Genomic DNA, 23,356 nt, shown 5'->3' on the forward strand with positions numbered 1-23,356 from the left:
GACCCACCCTGCCCGAGTCGGGTGGTGTAAAAGGGATCAAAAATACGTTTTTGTACATCGGGCGTCATTCCTGCGCCATCATCGTGTATGCGGATACTCACACTCTCGGTTGTCGCCATGGTGGCTATGACGTGTATGTGCCCAGCGTCACGCCCGATAAACGCATGAATTAACGCATTATTGATTAAGTTGATCAACGTTTGGGTGAGTGCGCCCGGGTAGCTGTTGAGCAGAATGCCTTCTGGAATCGCAACCTCGAGCTGGTGTGGCGCGCGCTGAAGTGTCGGTCGCATCGAGAGCAGGACTTCGTTCATCAACAGATGTAGTTCAAAGTCGCGTCTGTGGTCACTGGTTTGATCCACCGCGAGTTGCTTAAAGGCACGAATTAATTCGGAGGCCCGTAACATATTACGTTCAATAATACGTGTCCCGTCTTCAACATGGGTGAGAAACTGATCGAGGTCGTCACGGGTGATTGGCTGCTCGAGTTTGTGAACGAATTCGTGTTTAGTGTCGAGTATCGAGGTGGAAGACATCCGGGCGTTACCGATGGGTGTATTCAACTCATGCGCCACGCCAGAGACCAACGAGCCGAGTGATGCCAACTTTTCATTCTGAACCAATTCCTCTTGAATCGCTTCGAGTCGTCTAAGTAGTGACTTAAGTTTTTCTCCGTACGCGTTAACGGCTTGGCGCAATTCGCCTACCTCGTTCATCTTACCTATCGCCAACTCTTGGGTGGTTTCACCCTCAATGAGCTCCCAGATTTGCTGGGTGGTCTGTTGAATTTTACCTAATAGGTTGCGAGCGGTAATCGCGGCGATAATTCCCACAACGAGCAACAGCCCGCCAATGGCGAACATCAGGAACAGTCCCATGCTATCGGCAGCCGCTGTCATTTTGCTTTTGGGCACGACGAGACCGATCACCCAATCGGCTTGAGGGTATTTAATAATATGAACGTAAGCGGCTTCGTTTAGCACGCCGTCGTTCTTTATCGTGATCAGTTGACTATCTTGGAGAGATTGGCTTGCCTGCAACGCTTCTTGTAGCCAAGGGAGCGCTTGCTCTAACTCGGTAACCGTTCGCAGCGTATTTCGATAAGGATTAAATGTTACCGCTGTTTCGGGGAAGCTTATTGCTTTGTTATCAGCGTCCAAGGCGAACACATAGCCATCGTTTTCTTTGCCATAACGAGACAGAATGTCGGCAATGCCGCTCAGCCTCATGTCGACCGTTGCCACCCCAACAAAGCGATCGTTTTCTTTCATGGGCACGGTACAGGTAATCATCGGCTCTTTGGTAAACGGGTCGATATAGGCATTGGACCAACTGCAGCGATCGATAGGTGCTTGTTTTCCTGCTAAGTACCAGTGTTCATTGTGGTAACCCTTGCCATCAGGGTTGTTGTAATCATCATAGTATTCCATATCGGGTCCTGTGCGGCCCCAAAAAAAACTATGTCGTTCTACGCCCGGTGTGAAGGTATTGGGCTCCGGCCAGATCCCCCCACCGGCAATCGTGGGATCGCCATGATTGTTAAAGATCGGGGGAAAGAGGCTGCGGAATAGCGCTTCGTCCTTGGGAAGGTTGGTGCTCTTTAAAGCGATCGTACTGGTTAACAGTTCGATCTGTCCGAGTTTGGCATCGAGCAAGTCTAGGAGGCTATGCTGACTTATGGCGATTTTTTGGTGTCGCTGGTCAATCAAATCGGGCTTTACTCTCCATTCGACCACCGCATAGATTGTGAGTAGCGCCATGACGAGAACAAGCGCGAGACCGAAAGCGATTTGGTGACGGATTGTTGGGGTAGGAGTGGGCATTGGAGATACATCCTTTCTTCTCGACTGGCTGCCGTGCGCACAGATCGCCTATTACTGCCAGTATTATCTAAGCTCAGCAATGATGATTAAGCCATCTCACACCATTGTAGCCCTTAGTGTGCATTTATGTGGCGAGAAAAAAGCATATGTGAAAAAGTACACGTAAAAAGCATATAAAAACCCCTTTAGCTATCCATCGCTAAAGGGGAGGCAGGGTTTTCGGTATTGCGAAATAAAGCGTGCGAGCTTTATTTGATATTGACGACCATCTTGCCGAAGTTACGGCCTTCTAGCACATCAATCAGTGCTTGCGGCGCTTGCTCAAAGCCATCCACCGCGTGTTCACGGTAATGAATTTGGCCTTCGCCGACCCATTTGGCCATATCATGCGCGAACTCAGGGTAGCGGTGCGCATAGTCATCAAAGATAATAAAACCTTTGATGGTTAAGCGCTTAACCAAGATGGTGCCCATCAACTGTGAGAGGCGATCTGGGCCATCGGGCAAGGCAGTGTTGTTGTACTGTGACACCAATCCACACACTGGAATGCGAGCACCGGTGTTGAGCAGTGGCATTACACCATCAAACACTTTGCCCCCGACGTTTTCAAAGTAGATATCAATGCCTTGTGGGCAGGCTTCAGCGAGTTGCTCGGCAAAGTTGTCTGCTTTGTGGTCGATACACGCGTCAACGTTGAGGTTTTCACGTGCGTATTGACATTTTTCTTCGCCACCGGCAATCGCTACTACGTGGCAACCTTTTAGCTTACCAATTTGCGCTACAGTTGCGCCGACGGGACCGGTTGCCGCTGCTACCACGAGGGTTTCACCTTCTTTGGGTTGGCCAATATCCAGTAAACCCATGTAAGCGGTAAAGCCTGGCATCCCTAAGATGCCGAGCGCGTAAGAAACCGGCGCTAGATCCGGATTGAGTTTGATCAGCGTATCGCCGTTTACAACTGAATGCGTTTCCCAACCTTTGTAAGCGAGTACCCAATCACCCGACTGGTAATCGGCATGGTTAGACTCCAGCACTTTACCCACGGTGGCACCGACCATTAGGCCATCAATTGCCACCGGCTCGGCGTACGATTTTGCATCACTCATACGACCGCGCATGTATGGGTCGATAGATAAGTGGTGGTTTTCAATTAAGACGTCATGGTTGCCGAGAGCAGGAATATCCACTTCTTCTAAGCGAAAGTTCTCTGCAGTAGGCGCCCCTACGGGGCGCGATGCAAGAACAAAACGTTGGTTCATTGGTGATGACATGTGTGTCCTCCCTTATTCAGTACGGGAATTAAAGCGCGGCTTGCAGCACGCGGCGGCAAACATCCGGGGTCACATCGCCGTGCTCACCGAGCTGAGTCATGCCGTGCTGAGTTAAGCTTTCAATCAATGGTTCAATCGCGCTTTCGTCCAAGTCATAGTCGCTCATGCGTGTTTTCACGTTCATGCGCTCAAAGAAATCGCGGGTTTTCTCAATCGCTTGTTGAGCCTTTTCTGCTTCGCTGCCTTGCTCAATATGCCAGACACGCTCAGCAAATTGTGCGAGCTTGGCTTGTTTTTGCTCAAACTTCTCATTCAACATTGCCGGCAACACAACCGCGAGGGTTTGTGCATGGTCCAAACCATGTTGGGCAGTCAGCTCGTGACCAAGCATATGGGTTGACCAATCTTGTGGTACACCCACGCCAATCAAACCATTCAGCGCGAGAGTCGCGGTCCACATCAAGCTGGCACGGATGTTGTAATCTTCCGGGGTTTCCAGCGCTTGTGGGCCAAGCTCGATCAAGGTTTGTAGCAGGCCTTCGGCGAATCTGTCTTGTACCGGCGCGTTAGCTGGATAAGTGAGGTATTGCTCAACCACGTGAACAAACGCATCAACGGCACCGTTGCCGACTTGACGGATAGGTAAGGTATAGGTTTTTACCGGATCCAACACTGAGAATTGTGGAAACACCAATTCGCTCATAAACGGCAATTTCGCTTGCATTGACTCGCGATTGACTACCGAGCCCTTGTTCATTTCTGAGCCAGTAGCAGGCAAGGTGAGCACGGTGCCAAATGGCAGTGCGGCTTCGATTTTGCTGCCCATGCTGGTGAGAATGTCCCATGCATCGCCATCGTATTTCGCTGCTGCTGCAACAAATTTGGTGCCGTCGATCACTGATCCACCGCCGACAGCGAGCAGATAGTCGTAGCCTTCTTCACGCACTTTTTCGACCGCTTTCATTAGCGTGTCGTAGCGTGGGTTAGGCTCAATACCACTGAACAGGCCAAATTGACGCTCGCCAAGTGCTTGTTCAACTTCACCTAAGGTGCCGGTTTTGCGTGCACTCTGGCCACCGAAAAGAACCAAAACTTTTGCTGCGGCTGGGATGAGCCGATCCAGCTCGGCAATTTTACCTTCGCCAAAAACGATACGTGTGGGATTGTAGAACTCAAAGTTGTTCATTGCTCATCCTTCCTTTTCATTGTTGTCAGTCAATCAGTCTTCTCGTTTGATTAGACCGGTCGTCTAGTTAGCGTTTATTTAAAACCCGCCTTGGCGGGTCTTATTGAAATGCTTGTTTTATCAAAAAACCGGAAATGAAATGCTCACTAGCACCTCATCGTTGTTCCTCTTATGCTGCGTTTGTTCGTTTGACTTTTATACTAGTCAGCCAAGCCGAGTTTTTGTTGCGTAATGGTCATCGCCTGCGCTAGATGGCTGTCATTACGGTGCAGTTTTGTTAACAGTGTTGCCCCTAACCATAGCTGGTAAAGCGTCGTCGCCGTGGTTAAGGCGTTGTCATGGTTAAAATTGCTTTCGTCGAGCGCGAGTGCACTCGCTAAGCTACCAATCAGTTTGTCGGTGCCATCACGCAACGCAAGCCGCATGGGCTCGGAAAGATCTGCCACCTCAGCGCTTAGCTTAACGACCAAGCAAGTTTGAACGGGATCCATACTGCAGTACTGGGCCTGCCAAAGGGTAAAGTAGCGATGAACTCGCGTAATAGGCGGCAGCGTAGTGTCTGACAGCAAACTGTTTACTTCCGCTAAATAACGCGAAAAATAGTGCTGCAATACCGCCTGACCAAATTGCTCTTTTGAAGCAAAATAATGGTAAAACGACCCTTTCGGGACGCCGGCTTGTTTCAGTATTGCGCTAAGACCCACACCACTAAAGCCAAACTGCGCCATTACATTAACACCCGTATCCAGCAAATGCTGGTGGGTAGCGTTGTGGCTGGTGTGTTCTAATGTGCTACTTGATTTCATGTGGTATAGCATAATGAAGATTAGACCGGTCGTCTAGTGTTGTGTGTGATTTTTTTATCAGGGGATACAGCAAGGGGATTTAACGCAACATCACCCAGCCTGAGTGATATTTCCCGTATTTTAAGTCCGAAAAGCACTAAGCTGTTGTGCATTGTCGGATTTCTCTTCTAATCTTGATGGTGAGAGAGAAAAGGCGTAAATACGCAGTAACGGAACGCGGGAGGGCCGATGAATGTACTATCTTGTCAGCATGTCAGTGAGTTGATCGATCAGTCGATTACGCTTATTGACGGAACAGATACTGAATATGCTATGACGCTTGTTCGTGTTGATACCCATCCTGGTCATGGCGATGAAGTAAACGACCATTACGTCGAGAATTTCAGTTTGGTATTAAAAGGTCCTGAAGACACGCGCTTTCCTCAGGGAAATTATTTGCTCAGTCATCCAGAGTTAGGAGAGCAGATCCTCCATATGCTACCTGTAGGTGATGCGACGTATACCATCACCATCAATACCCAAGCCTGAACAGCCATTCTTACTGCTGGTTAAATAACCGCCACTCAACCACTTAGTACTTTCTTTTGATAGATTAGTCGCGCAAATTAAGTAGAATAAAGCGGCTAAGCTAGCAGTAGGGAGGTTATATGTTTGCCTGGCTGAGTGGCTTATTTGAAAAAGAACAGCTGCAAGCGTCTGTCTGGGTGAGAGACATCGTGGCGAGTAATCCGAAAGGGAGCTACGCCAAATACAAAAATTACTATGATCGCCACATCAATCGGATCCTCAAAAGTTATCACAAGGATTTTCTCCGCTTTGAGAAGTTCGCGGTACGTAACTATAAGCACAGCGATCAATCCGTCTTTATGGCAGTTAAAGTCGCTAGCTATGCCTACCAGCTTGGGCAGTTAAAAGTGGCGGCTTGTATTACTGCTGCGGTGATTTCTACCTGCAACCGTGCTAAAAGAGGCGATGCACAAGTTCACCCCAAACTGTATCGCGCGACGATAGTGTTGCATAAAAAAATCCTAGAGACAGGTAAGACGACGAAAAAACAAAAAAGCGCAGAACCAGCTTGATAGGTCACAAGCTGGTGGCTTTTTGTGCATTTAATAAAAATATCATAAACCTATTCAGCCCCCGCCAAATCTGAATAAGTGATGTCTGTCACGGTTTCTATTCCATCCCTATGAGTCAATTTGTTCTGGTCATTCATTCGCCACACTGATAGAGTCCCATCCCTCACACACCTTGTGAGCGAACTAATGCTTAAATCTACACAAAATAACGACCGACTTGTTGCCGTATTTACTATCGGCTTTGTCGCTGTATTTCTTGCCTTTGCCCTGTTTGACCTAAAACACTTTTCCTCTGTGATCCAGTCTCTATTCTCTGAGTCTGCCAACCTTTTTGGTTATTGGTGGCAGTGGCTAATGGTCATCAATTTCGTATTGGCGCTAGCTATTGGCGGCAGTAAATTTGGTAAATTGAAACTTGGCGCCACCGATACCGTCTCAATGAGCCGTTTTCGTTGGGTTGCGATGATCATGTGTACCCTGCTTGCCGGCGGTGGTGTCTTTTGGTCAGCGGCTGAGCCTATCTATCACTTCATGACGCCACCACCAGCACTGGGTGAGATGGAAGCGGGTGTGATGGAGACCGTCGCCCCTGCGTTAAGCCAAAGCTTTTTCCACTGGGGCTTCTTAGCCTGGGCGGTATTAGGCACCTTGGCGACGATTGTACTGATGTATGCGCACCACCAGGCAGGCGTACGCTTGCGTCCTCGTGCACTCTTGTACCCTTTGCTCGGTGACAAGCTAGAAAATCACTGGCTTGGCTCTGTGATCGACGCTTGTTCGATCATTGCCGTAGCTGCCGGAACCATTGGTCCAATTGGCTTCTTAGCAACCCAGTTGGGTTATAGCTTGGAAAGCTTTGTGGGCATTGAAAATACCATGCCGATGCAAATGCTGATCTTGGCGGCTGTCGTGGCTATTTATTCCATCTCTGCGTTTACCGGTATGGATAAAGGTTTGCAATGGCTGAGCCGTATGAACGTTATCGGCGCCGCAGTGTTACTTGGTGCGGTTATCGTGCTCGGTCCTACCGGCTTTATCTTTGAGCAATTTGGCTCGGGCTTTAGCTACTACCTGAACAACATGCATACTCTCGCACTGAATACCGATAATGGTGGCTGGAACGCATGGTGGACCTGGTTCTTCTGGGGCTGGTTTATTGGTTTTGCTCCGATGATGGCTATCTTCATTGCGCGCATTTCTAAAGGCCGTTCGATTCGTGAGCTAATTTTCGCTGTTGCGATTTGTGCCCCAATTGCCACTAACTTCTGGTTCTCAGTATTGGGCGGTACCGGTATCTTCTATGAGTTGCAATCACCCGGTAGTATTTCTGGTCCCATGGCGGATGCCGGCTTACCCGCGATTTTGATTGCGTCACTGTCACAGCTGCCTTACAGCGTGATTCTGATCCCAGCGTTTATGTTGCTTACCACGACGTTTGTGGCAACCACTGGCGATTCAATGGCGTATTCGATTGCGATGGCTGTGTCTGGTGATAACCAACCAACCCGTAAACATCGCCTGTTCTGGGCGATTGTGATGGGCGTGGTCGCTGGTGTGCTTCTGCTCGCCGGAGACGGTGGTTTGAACGCGCTCCAGTCGTTCATTGTGATCACTGCAGTGCCTGTGTCTTTCTTGATTGCATTTACCTTTATCACCGGCCCAATAGCCGTGATGCGGATGCAAAAAGAAAAAGAAGCGAACCTGGCGCTAGAGCCTGCGACGGCCAATTAATGGCGTCATACATAGCTTAAAGAAAAAGCGCCGAATGTCGGCGCTTTTTTTATATCTGGCCTTCCTCGGGAGGTGCTATTTAGGTTGCCACTGCCCGCTGGTGACCAGTTTATCCATTACCTTATCGACCGCCACTTTGGCTTTTGCGACGATATCGTCCACTTCATTGGGCGTCACCACCAGTGGGGGCGCAAAGCCGAGAATATCGCCATGTGGCATCGCACGCGCAATTAGCCCTTGCTCTAAACACGCAGCCGCCACTTGTGGCCCCACTTTTAGGCTGGGATCAAAGTGACTGCGATGGGCGCGGTCAGGCGAGAACTCCAGCGCATGCAGTAATCCCACTCCGCGGCTATCGCCAATTAATGGGTGATCGGCAAAGGCGGCTTTCATTTTCATTTGCAGATATTCGCCCGTGGTTGCGGCGTTTTGAGTCAGATTCTCGCGCTCAATGATATCAAGATTACACAGTGCTGCCGCGGCGCCCAATGGATGCCCAGAGTAGGTATAGCCATGACCAATGGCGCCCCACGTATCGGTACCATCTTCAAGCACCTCCCAGACGCGATGCCCAACCATAACCCCAGACAGTGGCTGATACGCAGACGTTAGCCCTTTGGCGACTGTGATAAGATCGGGTTTCATGTCGTAATAAATCGATCCAAAATCACTGCCAATTCGGCCAAAGCCACACACCACTTCATCGGCGATCAGCAGTACGTCATATTTATCCAGCACTTTACGAATGGCCGCCCAGTAGCCCTCGGGGGGCGGTACGATACCACCGGTGCCGAGTACAGGTTCGGCAATCATGGCGGCGACGGTATCGGGGCCTTCAGCCAAGATCATTTTTTCCAGTTCATCCGCGCAGTGTTGTGCGAACTCTGGCTCTGTCATACCACTGTCTTCACGGCGATAGTAGTAGGGCGCCATCGTGTGTTTGATGCGTTCAATCGGTAAATCAAAGTGCGCATGGAACAAAGGCAGGCCGGTTAGTGAGCCGGACGCCACACTAGAGCCATGGTAGCCCCGGTCGCGTGAGATAATTTTCTTTTTCTCGGGTTTACCGCGGGCGTTATTGTAATACCAAACAATTTTAAGCTGGGTTTCATTGGCATCACTCCCCGACATACCGTAGTACACCTTACTCATACCAGGCGCGATGTTGATTAAGCGGTCTGATAAGGTTACCAAGGCCTCATTGGTGTGGCCAACATAGGTATGATAGTAGGCGAGCTTTTTCGCTTGCTCGTAGATGGCTTCTGCCATTTCTTCACGGCCATAGCCGATATTCACGCAATACAAGCCCGCGAAGCCGTCAATCAGCTCAACGCCTTCAGAATCGGTGATCCGGATCCCTTTACCTGACGCGATCACTCGGCCAGGCATTTCGCCATGCGCATACTGCTTGAGGTGCGTAGAGGGATGGAACACGGTATTTCTGTCTTTTTCTAGCAACGCTTTTGTTTCTGGACGCATGATCAGTCTCCTTATCCGTCAGCAAACCTGAATTAACTGCCGCTTACCGTGGGTAGGCCACCTAAACAGTAGTATTTGATTTCACTAAATTCGTCGATGCCGTAACGGCTTCCTTCTCGGCCTAAGCCCGACTGCTTGACGCCACCAAATGGAATCGGGTGGCCGGTCATTTTCACTGAATTGACACTGACCATCCCGACTTCTAAGCCGCGCAGACAGCGCCAAATATCTCGAATATCATGGCCATACACATACGCTGATAAGCCATATTCGGTATTGTTGCCCATGGCGATGGCTTCGTCTAAGTCATCGTAGGCAATCACAGCAGCGACGGGACAGAAAGTTTCTTCTTGATAGACCAACATCTCCGACGTCACCTTGGTGATAAGCGTAGGCGCAAAGAAGTTCTCACCCAGGTTGGGATTTAATTTTCCGCCCATCACAGTTGCCCCTTTGGCAATGGCATCATCGACGAGCGATTGCGCTTTCTCGACCGCACGGCGTGAAATTAATGGGCCAATGTCTGTGCTTGGCAATAGACCATTGCCTACTTCAAGTTCATCCATCAGTGCGGCAAAGGCATCGACGAACGCTTGATGTTTGTCACGTGGCACTAAAATTTTATTCGCCGCCAGGCAATCTTGGCCTGACGTTTGGAATTTGGCATCGATAGCGGCGCGCGCGGCTTGTTGAATATCCATATCAGGCAGCACAATAAAGGGCGCATTTCCCCCAAGCTCCATGGCGCATTTTTTTACGGTTTGGGCGCTTTGTTCTAGCAGTAGCCGGCCAACACGGGTAGAGCCGGTAAAGCTGAGCGCTTTGACTTTTTCACTTTGACACAATTGTGCTGAGACCATGGGAGGATCGCCTAAAATGATATTAAACACGCCGGCAGGGATCCCCGCACGCTCAGCAAGCTCGGCTAATGCGAGTGCAGAGAAGGGCGTTTCTTCTGCGGGTTTAACTATCACGCTGCAGCCAATGGCGAGTGCGGCAGCGGCTTTGCGCGTGATCATGGCATTGGGAAAATTCCATGGCGTGATCAAGGCGGCCACGCCAATAGGTTCACGTAATGTCGCTAGGTGCGCATTGGGAATGTGGCTAGGCATGGTGTCGCCATATACCCGCTTAGCCTCTTCAGCAAACCAGTGAATGAATGAGGCCCCGTACTCCACCTCGCCCTCGGCATCGCGCAAGGTTTTGCCTTGTTCGAGCACCATGAGGTGAGCAAGATCGTGTTGATTTTCCATGATCAGATCGTGCCACCGCATTAGCCGTTTTGCCCGTGTCTCAGCTGACTCGGCGCGCCACAGGTGAAAAGCCGCTTCGGCATCAWCAATGGTTTGGTTCACTTGTGCGGCACTCAAGGCAGCGGTGTAGCCCAACACTTCGCCGGTTGCGGGGTTTAAAACTGGCGTATCGGACTCGCCATTGACCCATTTGCCATTGCAATACGCCAGTTGCCGAAATAGGCGCTGATCGTCAAGATACGCGAGCACATCGGTGCTTGCTTTACCGGTCGCATCGTGACGTAGTGTATTGGCCGCTGATCCTGTGTAGTGAAGATCACGTGATTGGAATACGGTCATACTCCCTCCTCTGACAAAATCGCCACGCTGCCTATCAGCGTTTGCTTACTCTTACTGTATGCAACTTATCGAAAAGAGGTTTTTTGTTAGACGACGATAAAACGGTGTTTTTTTCTGAACCCTACCTTTTACCGAATAAAACTTTCTGCAGGCTTATCCATTCGCGGCGGTGTCAGGAGCCTCGAGCGGGAGCGTGAGGGCGGGACGTTTCACTTGTTTGGTGACGATATAGGTGTAGTACTGTTTAATACCAAGATCATCAGTAAGCCACCGGTCAATCAAGCGTTGATAGTAGTCGATATCGGTGACGCCAAGCCGAACGATATAGTCAATCCCGCCGCCTGTGGCCCAGCATTCTTTGACATCGTCACAAGCTTGCATGGCGCGTTCAAAGCGTTGAAAGCTCTGCACATCATGTTGGCCGAGAGTGATTTCAACTAATACGGTATTGAGCTTGATCACGGCATCAGGGTTAATACGCGCGCCGTAGCCTTCAATGACGCCCGCTTGCTCGAGCCGTTTTACTCTTTCCCAACAAGGGCTTACGGATAGGTTGATGGCGTGCGCGAGGTTCGACTTGGTGATGCGCCCATCTTGCTGCAAAATGTGTAGGATTTTGATATCAAATTTATCGAGCTTCATCTCACCTCCGTCATACAGGTTCGGCAATGACTGCAAAGGTATCACCGATATAAATCCGCCCGAGATGGCGTTTGGCCAGTAAAATGCCWTCGCGTTCGGCATAGTAGGGAACGGGTTCGGTGCCAGTACGCTCGATATTATGCACTTTACCAATCAAATCCCCTTGCTTGATGGTATCGCCCAAGTGTACACAGAACTCAATAATGCCGGCATGCTCACTTTGTACATAGCAGTGTTTATCGGGTAGTTCGAGCTTGACGGGCGTAGCCGGTGGATGGCGATAGTCGTCTTGTAAAATACCTGAAAACACTAAAAAATTATGAATGCCGCGTTGGGTAATCGCGATCGATTCAGGGGTACTGGTGCCGCCGCCACCCAGCTCGGTGGTGACAAACACTTTGCCTTGTTGTTCGACGGCAGTGTCGTACATGCTGGTGGCGTCCATTTCGGTGGTTTGCACTTGATACGGCGCCCCAAATAGGCGAGCCCCCTCAGCACAGGCATCGGCTTGTTGCAGGTTTTCTAACCGATGTGAGGCGGCATAGGGAATAAGATCTAAGGTTTTACCGCCTGAGTGAATATCTAAGGCGGTATCACATTGCGGGATCAAATAACGGGTAAAATAGTCCGCAATTTGCTCGGTGACACTGCCGGTCGGGGAGCCTGGGAAGGCACGGTTCATGTTGCCTTGGTCCCAAGGTGATGTGCGTGTGCCTGCTGTTACCGCAGGGGCATTCATCATGGGTAAAATAATCACCCGACCTTTAATGTTGCTTGGTATAAGCTGATGGCATGTATTGAGTAATGCTGTAATACCTTCATACTCATCCCCGTGGTTGCCGCCAGTGAGCAACGCGGTTTTACCTTCACCATTTTTAATCACGGTAATGGGAATCGTCACACAGCCCCAAGCGGATTGATCGTGGGAATGGGGCAGTTTGAGAAATCCATGTTGTACACCGTCTGCGTGAAAATCGACTGTGGCTTCAATGGCTGTTGGCTCCATAACTGCTCCTTGCTATAACCGTTCTCACTCTCGCTGTAGTCTTGGACGTGGCGACCGCTTTTGGTATGTATTGACGTTTTTCACCGTTAGCGGCCTAGGTGCCAAGCCTATAAGAGTGATTTTAAATCATGATGTTATGAGTGTAGCACCTATCCACGAAACGCCAGTGTTTTACAACTAATGTTTTACAAATAGCTGCCGTGGCAAGTCACACAAGGTTTGTGCCCCTTCTTGAGTGATAATGATGCTCTCGGTCGTTTCTATACCCCAATCTTTCATCCAAAGCCCAGGCATGAAGTGGAAGGTCATGCCTTCGCGCAGGATCGTTTGATCGCTCGGGCGCAAGCTCATGGTGCGCTCGCCCCAGTCAGGGGGATAACTTAGCCCGATAGGATAGCCACAGCGCGCCCCTTCACGATCGAACCCGTACCGCAATAGCGCGTCGTTAAGGGCATTGGCAATGTCGCCACAGGTATTACCCGGTTTGGCAACCGCGAGACCAGCTTCAAGTCCTGCTTGTAGCGCTTCATCGGCGCGTTTGAACTCATCGCCAGGTTCACCCAAAAAGATAGTGCGTGACAACGGGCAGTGATAGCGACGATGCACGCCAGCGATTTCAAAAAATGTCCCCTCACCACGCTTAAATGGGCGGTCATCCCAGGTTAAGTGGGGCGCTGCCGCATCGCCGCCAGATGGCAACATAGGCACAATGGCAGCGTAATCGCCAAAGTGACCATCATGACCAACGACCGCGTGTTTATTGATTTCGGCTACCAATAAATGTTTGGGCAAGCCGGGTTCTATCATCTCAAAGGCCACGCGATGCATATTCTCCACAATACGTGCAGCGGTGTGCATATACGTGAGTTCTTGATTAGATTTGACCGCGCGACACCAGTTAACTAGCCCAGTGGTGTCCACCAGGGTTGCCATCGGTAGATTTTCTTTGAGAGATTCGAACGCGGTGGCACTGAAGTAATAATTATCTTTTTCTACCCCAATCCGGCCGCGATCCCAGTAGTTTTCTGCCAGGACATAATTGCAAAGGTACTCCATAGGGTGGAGCGGTGGATTCATGACATAGTGGTCAGGGTAATAGGTGATGCATTCAGCGCTCATATAAACAGTCCGCAGCGCACCATTGGCGTCTTGGATACGACCAAACCATAACGGATCGCCGGTCGAACCAATCACGACACACTGGGGCACATAAAAAGACCAGCCATCATAGCCTGTCAGCCACGCCATATTCGATGGATCGTGTACCAGCAAGGTATCGATATCGTTCTCTTCCATGGCATAGCGGACCTTGGCTAAACGGGCGCTGTATTCTTCGTATGAAAACTTCAATACAACGTCGCTCATACGCTGACTCCTGTTCAATCCCACGACGGTGGTGCTTATAAAACGTACTACTGACCGGTAATTGAACTTGGATCAAGCACGATTACCGGTGCAGAAAGGTGCCGTTTTTCGGTCACGTTATCGAACAAACGGAGAAGGCTTTCGTTTGGTGCGCAGTCCTAATCTAGGTAGTGTCAGGTTGCCGCGTCCAGCTCTCTTATATGAGCTTTTACCACCAACCGGATAAGATTTTGTTTCGCCTCCATTTAAGTGTTAAACCATAGAGTGAAATATCGTCAAGTTTTATTGGCAACAAATTTGTCACTTAAAGTGACAAATTGTGCGAACAGTGGGGGAGAAAAGAGAGTGAATCGCGGCATTAAGATAGAAAAAACAGCGGGAGCGCGTCATTCTAGGGCTAAAGGAGAAAAAATACGCCCTACCGCTTGTTGTGAGCGATAAGGCCCTCGGTAAATTACTGCTTTTTCAATTTGTACATATCAGCGAGATCGCCGTTGATGGTCTCGCCATTCATGTCTTGCATAATAACTTGGTTTTCGGCCACGAAGAATTGATTCGGGCTATCAGTTAAGCCTTCAAGAACCACAACGCTGCCTGTTTGATCCCAGGAAAAAGAACCTTCTTCCTTGAATGCTTCTCCCTGTTTACCCAAGTAAGTTTTGCTAAGAACGTAGGTATTGTCTTGGTTAATCGTCAGTGTGGTATCAATACCTTCACAATCGGCGCAAGGGATCACGCCTTGGTAGGTACCATCCCAGTCCAGCGAGGTTTTGGCGTTGTGGTGATCGGCCATTTCATAAACCGTATCCTCAGCGTTGTCGATAGCCGTTTCCGCACTGTCTAATGCTTGTTCGGTGCCTTCTTTTACTGCAGTTTGGGCGTTTTCTACGCTAGATTCGACTTGCGACTTTCCCTCTTGAGGGTCGTTTGTTTGTTGTTCACAGCCAACTAAAACGGCGACGAGTGCGAGAGGGGCGAGTAGGTATGTTTTTTTCATGTTGACCTCATTGTATCGATGTTAAGTCTGAAACGATGCGGGCGATGGCCTGCAATGGATGAGACTATTGTAGGCAATGCGCAGGTTGGGCTGTCATTCCTGAGCTAGTATTAGGTCAGCGTTAGACTAGGAAAGTAAATAAACCGTCAATTGATTGTATTGATCTAAGCGGGTACCCATTACGTTTACCTCTTTGGCCTGTTAGTCTAGCTAATGACAATACAGAGTAAATGAATGAAATATCATCCAAACGCGTGACAAGAAGGAGCGATGATGCAACAACATAAAATTTTGATGGTGCTAACATCCCACGATGCCATGGGCGATACGGGTCACCAGACAGGCTTTTGGCTTGAAGAGTTCACGACCCCTTATTACGCGTTTAAAGATGCCGGCGCAAGCATTGTTGTCGCCAGTCCCAAAGGCGGCAAGGCACCGATTGATCCGAATAGCGAGGCGGAAGATGCGCAGGCTGATTCAACACGTCGTTTTGACGGGGACGCTGAGCTACAAGACATGGTTAATAATACCGTCAAGCTAAGTGATATTAATGCTTACGAATATGATGCCATTTTCTATCCCGGTGGCCATGGTCCATTGTGGGACTTGGCGGAAGATCCAACCTCGCGTCAATTGATCGAAACCTTCTATTACCAGGGCAAACCTGTCGGTGCGGTGTGTCATGGCCCGGCTGTGTTCCGCCATACTCGTTCAGATCGCGACGAGCCGTTAGTAAAGGGCAAGCGAGTCACTGGTTTTACCAATGGCGAAGAAGCCGCTGTTGGCTTAACCGAGGTCGTTCCTTTCTTAGTGGAAGATATGCTCAAAGAAAACGGTGGTATGTACGAAAAAGCGGATGATTTTACCTCATTTGTGGTCACCGATGGCAACCTAGTTACTGGGCAAAACCCAGTATCGTCTGAAGCGTGCGTCAATGCGGTATTGGCGTTGTTAAAGTAAGTCATCTCATACTTTCCTGATGAAAGCGCCGAATTGTCGGCGCTTTTTTTTGGCTTTTATAAAGATGATGGGGTTTAATGCAGGCATTGACGCAAAAGCTAAGAGAGCCAGCATGCAAATATGGGTAGATGCGGACGCTTGTCCGGTCGCGATGCGCGAGATGATTGTGCGCGCGGCACACCGAACACAGATTCAAGCCACCTTTGTAGCCAACCAATTTATTCGTTTGCCGCCGTCGCCCTATGCCAGCGCACGTCAGGTAGAAAAGGGCTTTGATGTGGCGGACAACCAAATTGTTGCCGATGCCGTCGCCGGGGATTTGGTGATCACCCAAGATATTCCCTTAGCGGATGAAGTGATTGAAAAAGGCGTCACGGTAATTAACACCCGCGGTGAATTGCTCACCAAAGAAAACATCCGTGCCCGACTCAATATCCGTGATTTTATGGAAACCATGCGTAGTAGCGGCGTGCACACAGGCGGGCCCGCACCGCTTGGCCCGCAGCAAAAACAAGCCTTTGCCAACCAACTTGATAAATGGCTGGTTAAAGCTCAGCGTTATCATGCTGCGCAAGCAAAATCGTCTGATTAAGCCGGCGCGCTTATTCTCTTACTAAATAGCTTTTCTCACTTAACTTTTCTGCTGGCTAAATAGCAACCGGTGCCCACTCGCTATCTGCGAAGTGGGCAATCAGCGCATCTAGCAATGCGCGCACCGCCGGTGGTTGGTTGCGACGTGACGGGTACAAGGCGTAGATATCCATCGCTTTGGGTTGCCAATCGGGGAGCACCACCTCCAGCTGACCTCGCGCAATGGCACTATGGGCCAAATACACTGGCTGCATGCTCACGCCCATGCCCTGAATGGCGGCACTGAGTAAGGTGGTCGCCTCGTTGGCAGACAGCTTACCTTGCACCTCAACTGCGGCGTGTTCCTCACCTTTGTCTAAATGCCAAATTGGCCGATCAAATTGTTTGTAACTGAGACAGCTATGCGCGGTGAGATCGTCTGGTGAGCGGATTGGTGCATGGGCGGCTAAATAATCCGGTGCCGCCACCAAGACGGAATCACACGCGGCGATCGGGCGACCAATTAAGGAAGGGTCGGGGTTGGACGCAATACGGATGGCAATATCAATCCGTTCCGCAATCAAATCGATCGCCTTATCCTGTACTTCAATATCCACATCGACGCCGGGGTGAGCGGCCATAAAGGGCTTTACCGCGGGGATTAATTGCGCAAAACCAAACGACATACTGGTCGCCACCCGCACTTTGCCAGTTAAGCCCGCATCTTGCTGCCATTGCTGTGTCAGGACATTGGCTTGCTCAACCCATTGTTCCAGTTGTGGCAAGCTTTGTTCGCCGGCGGAGGTTAACGATACTTTGCGCGTAGTGCGCTGTAATAAGCGCACGCCTAACCAGTCTTCTAGCGCTTCGACATGGCGAGTCACCATGGGGCGCGACATCTCAAGACGCTCGGCCGTGGCGGTAAAACTTTGTGTAAGGGCAACATCAATCAATACGCGAGCGGCAGTCAGTGTGTCCATGTCAATCTCATCTTTGCTTAAGAGCTAGCCGTTCGTAACACGGTACGATCCGTTTACATGCTCGAATTATGAAATAATGATGTAAATTATTAGCTATATATCTGAACAAGTCGAGCCCGTAAACTGCACAGCATCTTAACACCGAATGCAAAACAACGGAGCACGACGATGAAATTGATAAAAACCCTAGCCGCCTCTTTATTACTGACCGGTAGCGCAATGGCAGCAAATAATGCTGAACCCTTGAACCTAGACGTGTATAACGCGGATGGTAATAGCTTCCACGTAAACTCAACCTTGGTGTACGGCGAAACCGAAGCCATGGTGGTTGATACTGGCTTTACTAAAGCAGATGCGCTACGTATTGCCGCTAAGGTACTGGACTCTGGGAAAGCGCTGACCACTATCTTTATTAGCCAAGCCGACCCAGATTACTACTTTGGTGCGGAAGTGCTGCACGGCATGTTCCCTGACGCAAGAGTGATCACCACACCGGCTGTGCGCGCCACCATTGCAGAACAACTAGACGGAAAAATGGCATTTTGGACCCCAAAAATGGGTGACAATGCCCCGCAAAATCCCGTGGTGCCCGCAGCTTATACCCGTTCATCATTGACACTGGACGGCCGTAAGATTGAAATTCGCGGCGCGAAAGGCGAGTTGGCTCACCGTCCGTATCTTTGGATCCCAGCCAACAAGGCGATCCTGGGTAACGTCGCCGTGTATGGCAATGTTCACCTGTGGATGGCAGACGCACAATCTGATCACGCACGTGAAGGTTGGGCCGCACAACTACAAGAAATGGCAGCACTGAAACCTGAAATGGTGATCCCAGGCCATATGAAAGCAGGCACGGCACTAAACGCTGACACTATTACCTTTGCCCAGCAGTATTTGCAAGACTTTGCCGAGGCGAAAGCCAACAGCAAAGACAGTGCTGAGCTGATTAAAACCATGCAAGCGAAATATCCGAAAGCGGGTTTGCCGATGGCTTTGGAAATTGGTGCGAAAGTGCACATGGGAGAGATGGAATGGTAAACGTCCACTATATATTTGACCCAATGTGTGGCTGGTGCTTCGGCGCCGCCACCTTGATTGAAAGCCTGAGTAACAACCCTGAGATTAACTTGCAGCTTCATCCAGGTGGTATGCGTGAGCGTGCGCCGATTGAAGACAGCTTTCGTCAACACATTTTGAAGGCAGATCAAACCATTGCCGATCAAACCGGACAGACATTTGGTCAAGCCTATCTTGACCGCGTAGCAAGCGACCAGCCGGTAATTTTGGACTCCTTTATTACCGCGCAAGCTATTCTCGCTGCTCAGCAACTTGATAGTCAGGGCGCAGAGATGCTGAAACGCATCCAGCGTGGCCATTATCAGCAAGGTCGCTCCGTCTATGATGCTGACACGCTGGCAGAGCTTGCCAGTGAGATGAGGATAGAGGCAGAGGCTTGGCAACAGGCGATGAATCGCGCCGAAAATGACGTGATGCCCGCGGTGAATCAAACCCGTCAATTGATGGCAGCGCATGGCTTGCGCGGTTTTCCATCCATGCTGGTGGAGCAAAACGGCCAATGGCAAGCCATCACAGTGAGCCAGTACTATCGGCGCCCAGACGCTTGGCAGGTACTCTGGCAAACGCTAACTCAGACATAAAGCAAACAAACGAAAACGGCGAGCACCAGGCTCGCCGTTTTTATTGCAATCATTGTATGCGTACCAATTATTTGGGTGCAGTCAGCGGCACCGGCTTTTTAGGCTCAAAGCCTTCGATGATGCGACGTTCAAGTGGGTGCCCGAGACGTGCTTCAATCATGCGCAAGTTTTTGGTGTTGTCTTTTGAGACCAATGAAATCGCTTCGCCTTGAGCACTGGCCCGGCCGGTACGACCAATCCGGTGTACGTACTCGTCGGCTGGGAAGGGTAGATCGTAATTGACTACGCGCTCAAGCGACTCAATATCAATGCCACGAGCAGCGACACCGGTGGCAATTAAAAATTGGATGTCACCGTTTTTAAAGTCTTCCAGCAATTGAGTCCGCACGGCTTGGCTGCGTCCACTGTGAAACGCTTCAGCGGCAATGCACCGTTTTTCCAACTGGGTGGCGAGTTTGGCGGCGCCGTGTTTGGTTTCGATAAAAATTAACGCCTGCGTCCAGCCATTTTCTTTAATCAAATGGCTAAGCAGAGCGGATTTCTTATCTTTATCGACCGGAATGCACCACTGAGTAATATTTTCTTTCGAGGCATCTCGTGCAGCAATACTGATTTCTTTGCCTTCATCACCAATGGTTGCTTTGGCCAGATCACGCACTTTATTAGACAAGGTGGCAGAAAACAGCAGGCATTGCGTGCTTGCCGGTAAGCGGTCGAGAATGTTTTGAATTGCATCAATAAAGCCCATATCGAGCATACGATCGGCTTCATCCAGCACCAGCACTTCTACTTCATCTAGATAGACGGCACGTTGGCTGAGTAAATCGCGCAGGCGCCCTGGCGTGGCGACCAAAATGTCGACGCCCTCGATCAAGGCTTGCTTTTGTGCCTGCTCGTCCATGCCGCCAACCATCGCTAAGGTTTTAAGCGCGGTAAACTGCGTATCTTGGCGGGCGCTTTCGGCGACTTGCAAGGCCAACTCTCTTGTTGGAGCAATCACCAATGCGCGAGCGCGCTTTTTGCGTCCCGCTTCACCGGCACACAACTTATCGATAATGGGCCAGATAAAACTTGAGGTTTTCCCGGTACCTGTTTGCGCAGCGGCAATCAGATCATGGCCTTGTTGGATGATCGGAATGGCTTTGGCTTGAATTGGCGTGGGGATGGTATAGCCGCGTTGGGCAATGGCTTGGCAAAGCGGGGCGCTTAACCCCAGTTTTTTAAATGGCATGGCAAACTCAACAAACAATGAACGCGCGCCCACCCATAAAAAGGGTGGAGACACTGAATGGCGTGGAGTCTAGCACGAACCCCACATCCACACGACGTAAAATCTGCTGGTGTCCTGAGTGCAGTCTGTTTTAAGCCGCGTACTTTCTCAGCTCATGCGGGTAAATACGCATGCCGTTTAATGTATTCTCATACACAGCTTGCTCTCGGAGATAAGACCAAGCATGGGCTTCTGTCCCTGTTTGCGCCGCTAACCGGTCGATAACAGCATCAATGTGTCGACCTGCATAGTCTTTGTGAGGGGTAAACAGTTCCTTAATGGCTGATAACATAACACGCTCCTTATGTGTAACTAAATTACATATCAGTATGTAAAAAGCGTAGTTTGTGTTTGAACTGTGATCAAGTTTAAACTTTATATCTGTGCTAAATGACATTTTTGTAATTAGTTTTCATCTATGCGCTCTGCTTCGGCTGTTTTGGTCTTTTCTTCTATTTCTATCCCGCGATAGGGCTCGCCCTCATCATCATGCAGTTGGTGGTCATACGCCGCTTGTAGACCGGTGTCCTCGATCACTTCTTCATCCCATTCAGAGCGGCACCGAGAACCGCAAATTTTGTGCTAGATGGGTTGGTCATGGACCTCCTTAATCTGTATCTGTACCGCTTAAATATTGCGCGGGTAGGTGATGAGCAAATTGTTGTGGTTATCACCGGTGACGTCCAGCCCTTTGGGTTACTTATGTGTAGCTTGGTCGATAAATCATCAAAACAACCCTACTTTTTGTGGCACATTAAATTGTTTTAGACTTGTTTGACATCAATTGAGAAGCATTCTTTTGTGCTAGGGTGAGAAACTGATTGACTCACGGAGTGCTTGGTTATGTTGTTAAACGTTACGGATAAACAAAAAGAGGATCGGATCCCACCCCTATTTCGACTTGGTTTTCGGCCGTTTTTTCTCTTTGGAGCGCTCTATTCGTGCATTGTCATTACCGTTTGGGCAGGGCTTTATACTAATCCTAACCTTTTTTCGCTGAGCGTACCCTCCCTGTGGTGGCACGCTCATGAGATGCTGTTTGGCTTTTCGATGGCAATTGTCGGTGGGTTCTTAATGACGGCGGTGCAAAACTGGACGGGTGTGCCCGGAACCCGAGGACTGAAGCTTTTCGCCATTTTTTCATTATGGCTGTTGGCGCGGTTGAGCTTCTGGGTGGATGTCCCGATTTGGGCGAGCCTTGTACTTGATACCCTGTTTATGGCCTGCGTGGCATGGTCGTTGGGTTATCGCGTGGTAGTGACTAAGCGTCAGCGCAATTACCTATTTATTCCTATTTTAGCGGTGGCGGCCTTACTTAACGCATTGTCTTACGGCGTACAGCTAGGGGAGGTCTCACTACCTATTAATCAAGTTTGGCACAGTACCTTGTTGTGGTTCATGCTGCTTATTAGCGTAATGGGTGGCCGTGTGATCCCGTTTTTTACGGAGAAGAAGTTGGGTATACAGGTGTCCAGCACACCTGTGTGGCTAGAGCGAGCGATTATCGCTCTGTTTGTGCTATTGATTGGCGTCACTTTGGTGTCCGGCACTGATAACATAGTCGCGCGTGGGTTGCTGCTCACAGCGGGTATTGCTCAATGTGTTCGGCTCTATCGCTGGCAAGGCTGGAAAGCATACAAGGTGCCGATGCTGTTTTCGCTTCATCTATTTTATGTCTTTTTACCACTTGGATTGATATTAAAAGCGTTGGTGATGAACCCTTGGGCATCAAACCTCATTTGGCATCTTTTTGCGATAGGCACTTTAGGTGGGGTGATCCTGGCCATGATTGCACGAGTCACGCTTGGGCATACTGGGCGTAATGTTTATCAGGGCCCCGCTGTTTCTTGGTTGTTTTATGCTTTGTTGATTTCAGCATTAGTGCGTGTGTTTGGCATGTGGTTTTGGCCAGTTTATACCCTAGAGCTGGTCGCTGCATCAGCACTGCTTTGGACGATAAGCTATGGCTGGTTTGCGGTGCGATTTGGCCCCATGCTGAGTCAAGCACGCACAGATGGCGCGGCGGGGTAGTCTTATCACATTATTATTAATAAAAGGTAAGCTTGGAGTAGGGTTTAATGCAGGCTATTACTGTTACCATCCTTCTTATGCCTTACCGCTATTATTGCTACTATTTTATAGGTGTAAGGTATGGATTCAAAGTGGTTAACCGGTGAGCTTATAATAGAATTTAAAACCGTTTCATGCATGATACAAATCTATTGTCGTGATCATCATCAGGGCAAGTCGCTCTGTTCAGCGTGCCAACATTTGAGAGACTATGCAGAAGTGAAGTTGGATCGTTGCCCTTATGGTCAAGACAAACCGACTTGCAATCGTTGTCCTATCCACTGCTATAAGAAGGCAGAAAAGCAAGAGATGAAGACGGTCATGCGGTACGCTGGTCCAAGAATGTTACTGTCTCACCCGATCCTTGCGCTTAGACACTTATACCATGAGCGCAAAGCGGTTCCACCGTATCTAATCCCTAAGAATTCTAACCGTCACAAACGACTGGAAAAGCAAAAATCGGGCAACTAAAAATACATCAAGTAAACTCAGTAGAGCGTTGACTTATGGACTTGTGATGGATACCGGGATTAAGTGGTGTATCCGATGTTTTACGAACACCTGTACAAGCTTCGTTCTCTCCGTACTTCCTGGTTGGCAAGAAAGGTTGAGGCGGGTGCCTCAAAGCAGCTGCTGCTTCACATCCCTAAAGGGGTTCACGAAAGGCTGATGAAAAATTCGATTCAGCCAGGTCGTGCGAATCCTTGAATGCCTTGGTGACGAATATCATGCCGATGACCTTGCAGCCTGATCGGCCTTTAGCTCTCAATCAGCGACTAGATGGGCGCAGTGCAGGTCTCTGACGGATCGCGCGAAATGTATTAGGTATCGAATACGCCCTCAATCAGAATCTGGTTGCGTCGTAGACTAG

At 49.7% G+C, this 23,356-nt stretch carries 23 protein-coding genes; 9 read left to right on the forward strand and 14 right to left on the reverse strand.

Translation table 11 applies throughout. The annotated features are described in order from the left end of the window. From BZG81_RS13540 to BZG81_RS13555, 4 genes are all read right to left on the reverse strand, one after another. A partial coding sequence (locus BZG81_RS13540) for a sensor histidine kinase (protein ID WP_131826437.1) occupies window positions 1-1,823 on the reverse strand: 1,823 nt, incomplete at its 3' end. Window positions 1,824-2,071: 248 nt separating this feature from the next. After that, window positions 2,072-3,094 (reverse strand): NADP-dependent oxidoreductase, encoded by a 1,023-nt coding sequence (locus BZG81_RS13545; RefSeq protein WP_021023421.1) that lies wholly within the window; start codon window positions 3,092-3,094, stop codon window positions 2,072-2,074. Window positions 3,095-3,122: 28 nt separating this feature from the next. Continuing rightward, window positions 3,123-4,280 (reverse strand): iron-containing alcohol dehydrogenase, encoded by a 1,158-nt coding sequence (locus tag BZG81_RS13550; RefSeq protein ID WP_021023422.1) that lies wholly within the window; start codon window positions 4,278-4,280, stop codon window positions 3,123-3,125. A gap of 200 nt (window positions 4,281-4,480) precedes the next feature. Continuing rightward, window positions 4,481-5,086, reverse strand: a complete 606-nt coding sequence (locus BZG81_RS13555) for a TetR/AcrR family transcriptional regulator (protein WP_101494592.1) — start codon at window positions 5,084-5,086, stop codon at window positions 4,481-4,483. 228 nt (window positions 5,087-5,314) lie between these two features. Between BZG81_RS13555 and BZG81_RS13560 the strand changes: the two genes are divergently transcribed. The 3 genes from BZG81_RS13560 (at window position 5,315) to BZG81_RS13570 (ending at window position 7,896) form a co-directional block, all read left to right on the forward strand. After that, complete coding sequence (locus tag BZG81_RS13560) at window positions 5,315-5,614, forward strand: DUF6916 family protein (protein WP_021023424.1); 300 nt, start codon at window positions 5,315-5,317, stop codon at window positions 5,612-5,614. Window positions 5,615-5,733: 119 nt separating this feature from the next. Further along, entirely contained in the window at window positions 5,734-6,165 is a 432-nt protein-coding gene (locus tag BZG81_RS13565) for a hypothetical protein (protein ID WP_077460673.1), read from the forward strand. A 186-nt stretch (window positions 6,166-6,351) separates the two neighbouring features. Further along, the gene (locus tag BZG81_RS13570; RefSeq protein WP_021023426.1) at window positions 6,352-7,896 is read left to right on the forward strand and encodes a BCCT family transporter; all 1,545 of its coding nucleotides are present in this window, start codon (window positions 6,352-6,354) and stop codon (window positions 7,894-7,896) included. Window positions 7,897-7,971: 75 nt separating this feature from the next. On the opposite strand, the gene BZG81_RS13575 is transcribed toward BZG81_RS13570, so the two are convergent. The 6 genes from BZG81_RS13575 to BZG81_RS13600 all read right to left on the reverse strand — a co-directional run bounded on the left by BZG81_RS13575 (window position 7,972) and on the right by BZG81_RS13600 (window position 14,977). Next, complete coding sequence (locus tag BZG81_RS13575; protein WP_077677626.1) at window positions 7,972-9,375, reverse strand: aspartate aminotransferase family protein; 1,404 nt, start codon at window positions 9,373-9,375, stop codon at window positions 7,972-7,974. A 32-nt stretch (window positions 9,376-9,407) separates the two neighbouring features. Beyond that, on the reverse strand, window positions 9,408-10,967 hold the full coding sequence (locus tag BZG81_RS13580; RefSeq protein ID WP_077677627.1) for an NAD-dependent succinate-semialdehyde dehydrogenase: 1,560 nt from the start codon (window positions 10,965-10,967) through the stop codon (window positions 9,408-9,410). A 153-nt stretch (window positions 10,968-11,120) separates the two neighbouring features. Beyond that, window positions 11,121-11,609 carry an Lrp/AsnC family transcriptional regulator gene (locus BZG81_RS13585; RefSeq protein WP_021023429.1) on the reverse strand — a complete coding sequence of 163 codons (489 nt, stop codon included), beginning with the start codon at window positions 11,607-11,609 and terminating at the stop codon, window positions 11,121-11,123. Between the two features lie 10 nt (window positions 11,610-11,619). Next, entirely contained in the window at window positions 11,620-12,615 is a 996-nt protein-coding gene (gene doeB, locus BZG81_RS13590) for a N(2)-acetyl-L-2,4-diaminobutanoate deacetylase DoeB (protein ID WP_077677628.1), read from the reverse strand. Between the two features lie 177 nt (window positions 12,616-12,792). Beyond that, window positions 12,793-13,980: a M24 family metallopeptidase gene (locus BZG81_RS13595; protein WP_021023431.1), complete on the reverse strand. Its 1,188-nt coding sequence runs from the start codon at window positions 13,978-13,980 to the stop codon at window positions 12,793-12,795. 454 nt (window positions 13,981-14,434) lie between these two features. Then, complete coding sequence (locus tag BZG81_RS13600) at window positions 14,435-14,977, reverse strand: copper resistance protein NlpE (RefSeq protein WP_077677629.1); 543 nt, start codon at window positions 14,975-14,977, stop codon at window positions 14,435-14,437. Window positions 14,978-15,250: 273 nt separating this feature from the next. On the opposite strand from BZG81_RS13600, the gene BZG81_RS13605 reads away from it, so the two are divergent. Next, entirely contained in the window at window positions 15,251-15,937 is a 687-nt protein-coding gene (locus BZG81_RS13605; protein WP_077460678.1) for a type 1 glutamine amidotransferase domain-containing protein, read from the forward strand. A 112-nt stretch (window positions 15,938-16,049) separates the two neighbouring features. Continuing rightward, the gene (locus tag BZG81_RS13610; RefSeq protein ID WP_021023434.1) at window positions 16,050-16,529 is read left to right on the forward strand and encodes a YaiI/YqxD family protein; all 480 of its coding nucleotides are present in this window, start codon (window positions 16,050-16,052) and stop codon (window positions 16,527-16,529) included. A 55-nt stretch (window positions 16,530-16,584) separates the two neighbouring features. Here the strand turns inward: BZG81_RS13610 and BZG81_RS13615 are convergent, their stop codons facing one another. Then, on the reverse strand, window positions 16,585-17,487 hold the full coding sequence (locus BZG81_RS13615; protein ID WP_077677630.1) for a LysR family transcriptional regulator: 903 nt from the start codon (window positions 17,485-17,487) through the stop codon (window positions 16,585-16,587). 168 nt (window positions 17,488-17,655) lie between these two features. Here BZG81_RS13615 and BZG81_RS13620 point away from each other — a divergent pair, with 168 nt between their 5' ends. Both BZG81_RS13620 and BZG81_RS13625 read left to right on the forward strand, forming a co-directional pair. Further along, window positions 17,656-18,525 carry an MBL fold metallo-hydrolase gene (locus tag BZG81_RS13620; RefSeq protein WP_077677631.1) on the forward strand — a complete coding sequence of 290 codons (870 nt, stop codon included), beginning with the start codon at window positions 17,656-17,658 and terminating at the stop codon, window positions 18,523-18,525. Continuing rightward, window positions 18,519-19,145 carry a DsbA family protein gene (locus BZG81_RS13625; RefSeq protein WP_077677632.1) on the forward strand — a complete coding sequence of 209 codons (627 nt, stop codon included), beginning with the start codon at window positions 18,519-18,521 and terminating at the stop codon, window positions 19,143-19,145. The genes BZG81_RS13620 and BZG81_RS13625 overlap by 7 nt, the downstream gene beginning before the upstream one ends. Before the next feature lie 67 nt (window positions 19,146-19,212). On the opposite strand, the gene BZG81_RS13630 is transcribed toward BZG81_RS13625, so the two are convergent. The 3 genes from BZG81_RS13630 to BZG81_RS15870 form a co-directional block, all read right to left on the reverse strand. Then, a complete protein-coding gene (locus tag BZG81_RS13630; RefSeq protein WP_077677642.1) occupies window positions 19,213-20,376 on the reverse strand; it encodes a DEAD/DEAH box helicase in 1,164 nt (387 codons plus the stop codon). Window positions 20,377-20,506: 130 nt separating this feature from the next. Further along, window positions 20,507-20,707, reverse strand: a complete 201-nt coding sequence (locus BZG81_RS13635) for a hypothetical protein (RefSeq protein ID WP_021023438.1) — start codon at window positions 20,705-20,707, stop codon at window positions 20,507-20,509. A 113-nt stretch (window positions 20,708-20,820) separates the two neighbouring features. Then, on the reverse strand, window positions 20,821-20,952 hold the full coding sequence (locus BZG81_RS15870; protein ID WP_021023439.1) for a hypothetical protein: 132 nt from the start codon (window positions 20,950-20,952) through the stop codon (window positions 20,821-20,823). A 306-nt stretch (window positions 20,953-21,258) separates the two neighbouring features. On the opposite strand from BZG81_RS15870, the gene BZG81_RS13640 reads away from it, so the two are divergent. Beyond that, window positions 21,259-22,446, forward strand: coding sequence for an NnrS family protein (locus BZG81_RS13640; protein ID WP_077677633.1), 1,188 nt, complete (start codon window positions 21,259-21,261; stop codon window positions 22,444-22,446). 120 nt (window positions 22,447-22,566) lie between these two features. Further along, window positions 22,567-22,956, forward strand: coding sequence for a nitrous oxide-stimulated promoter family protein (locus BZG81_RS13645; RefSeq protein WP_077660828.1), 390 nt, complete (start codon window positions 22,567-22,569; stop codon window positions 22,954-22,956). The last annotated feature ends 400 nt before the right edge of the window (window positions 22,957-23,356 follow it).

It is taken from the genome of Salinivibrio sp. MA607 (genome assembly GCF_001996245.1).
Taxonomy (GTDB): domain Bacteria; phylum Pseudomonadota; class Gammaproteobacteria; order Enterobacterales; family Vibrionaceae; genus Salinivibrio; species Salinivibrio costicola.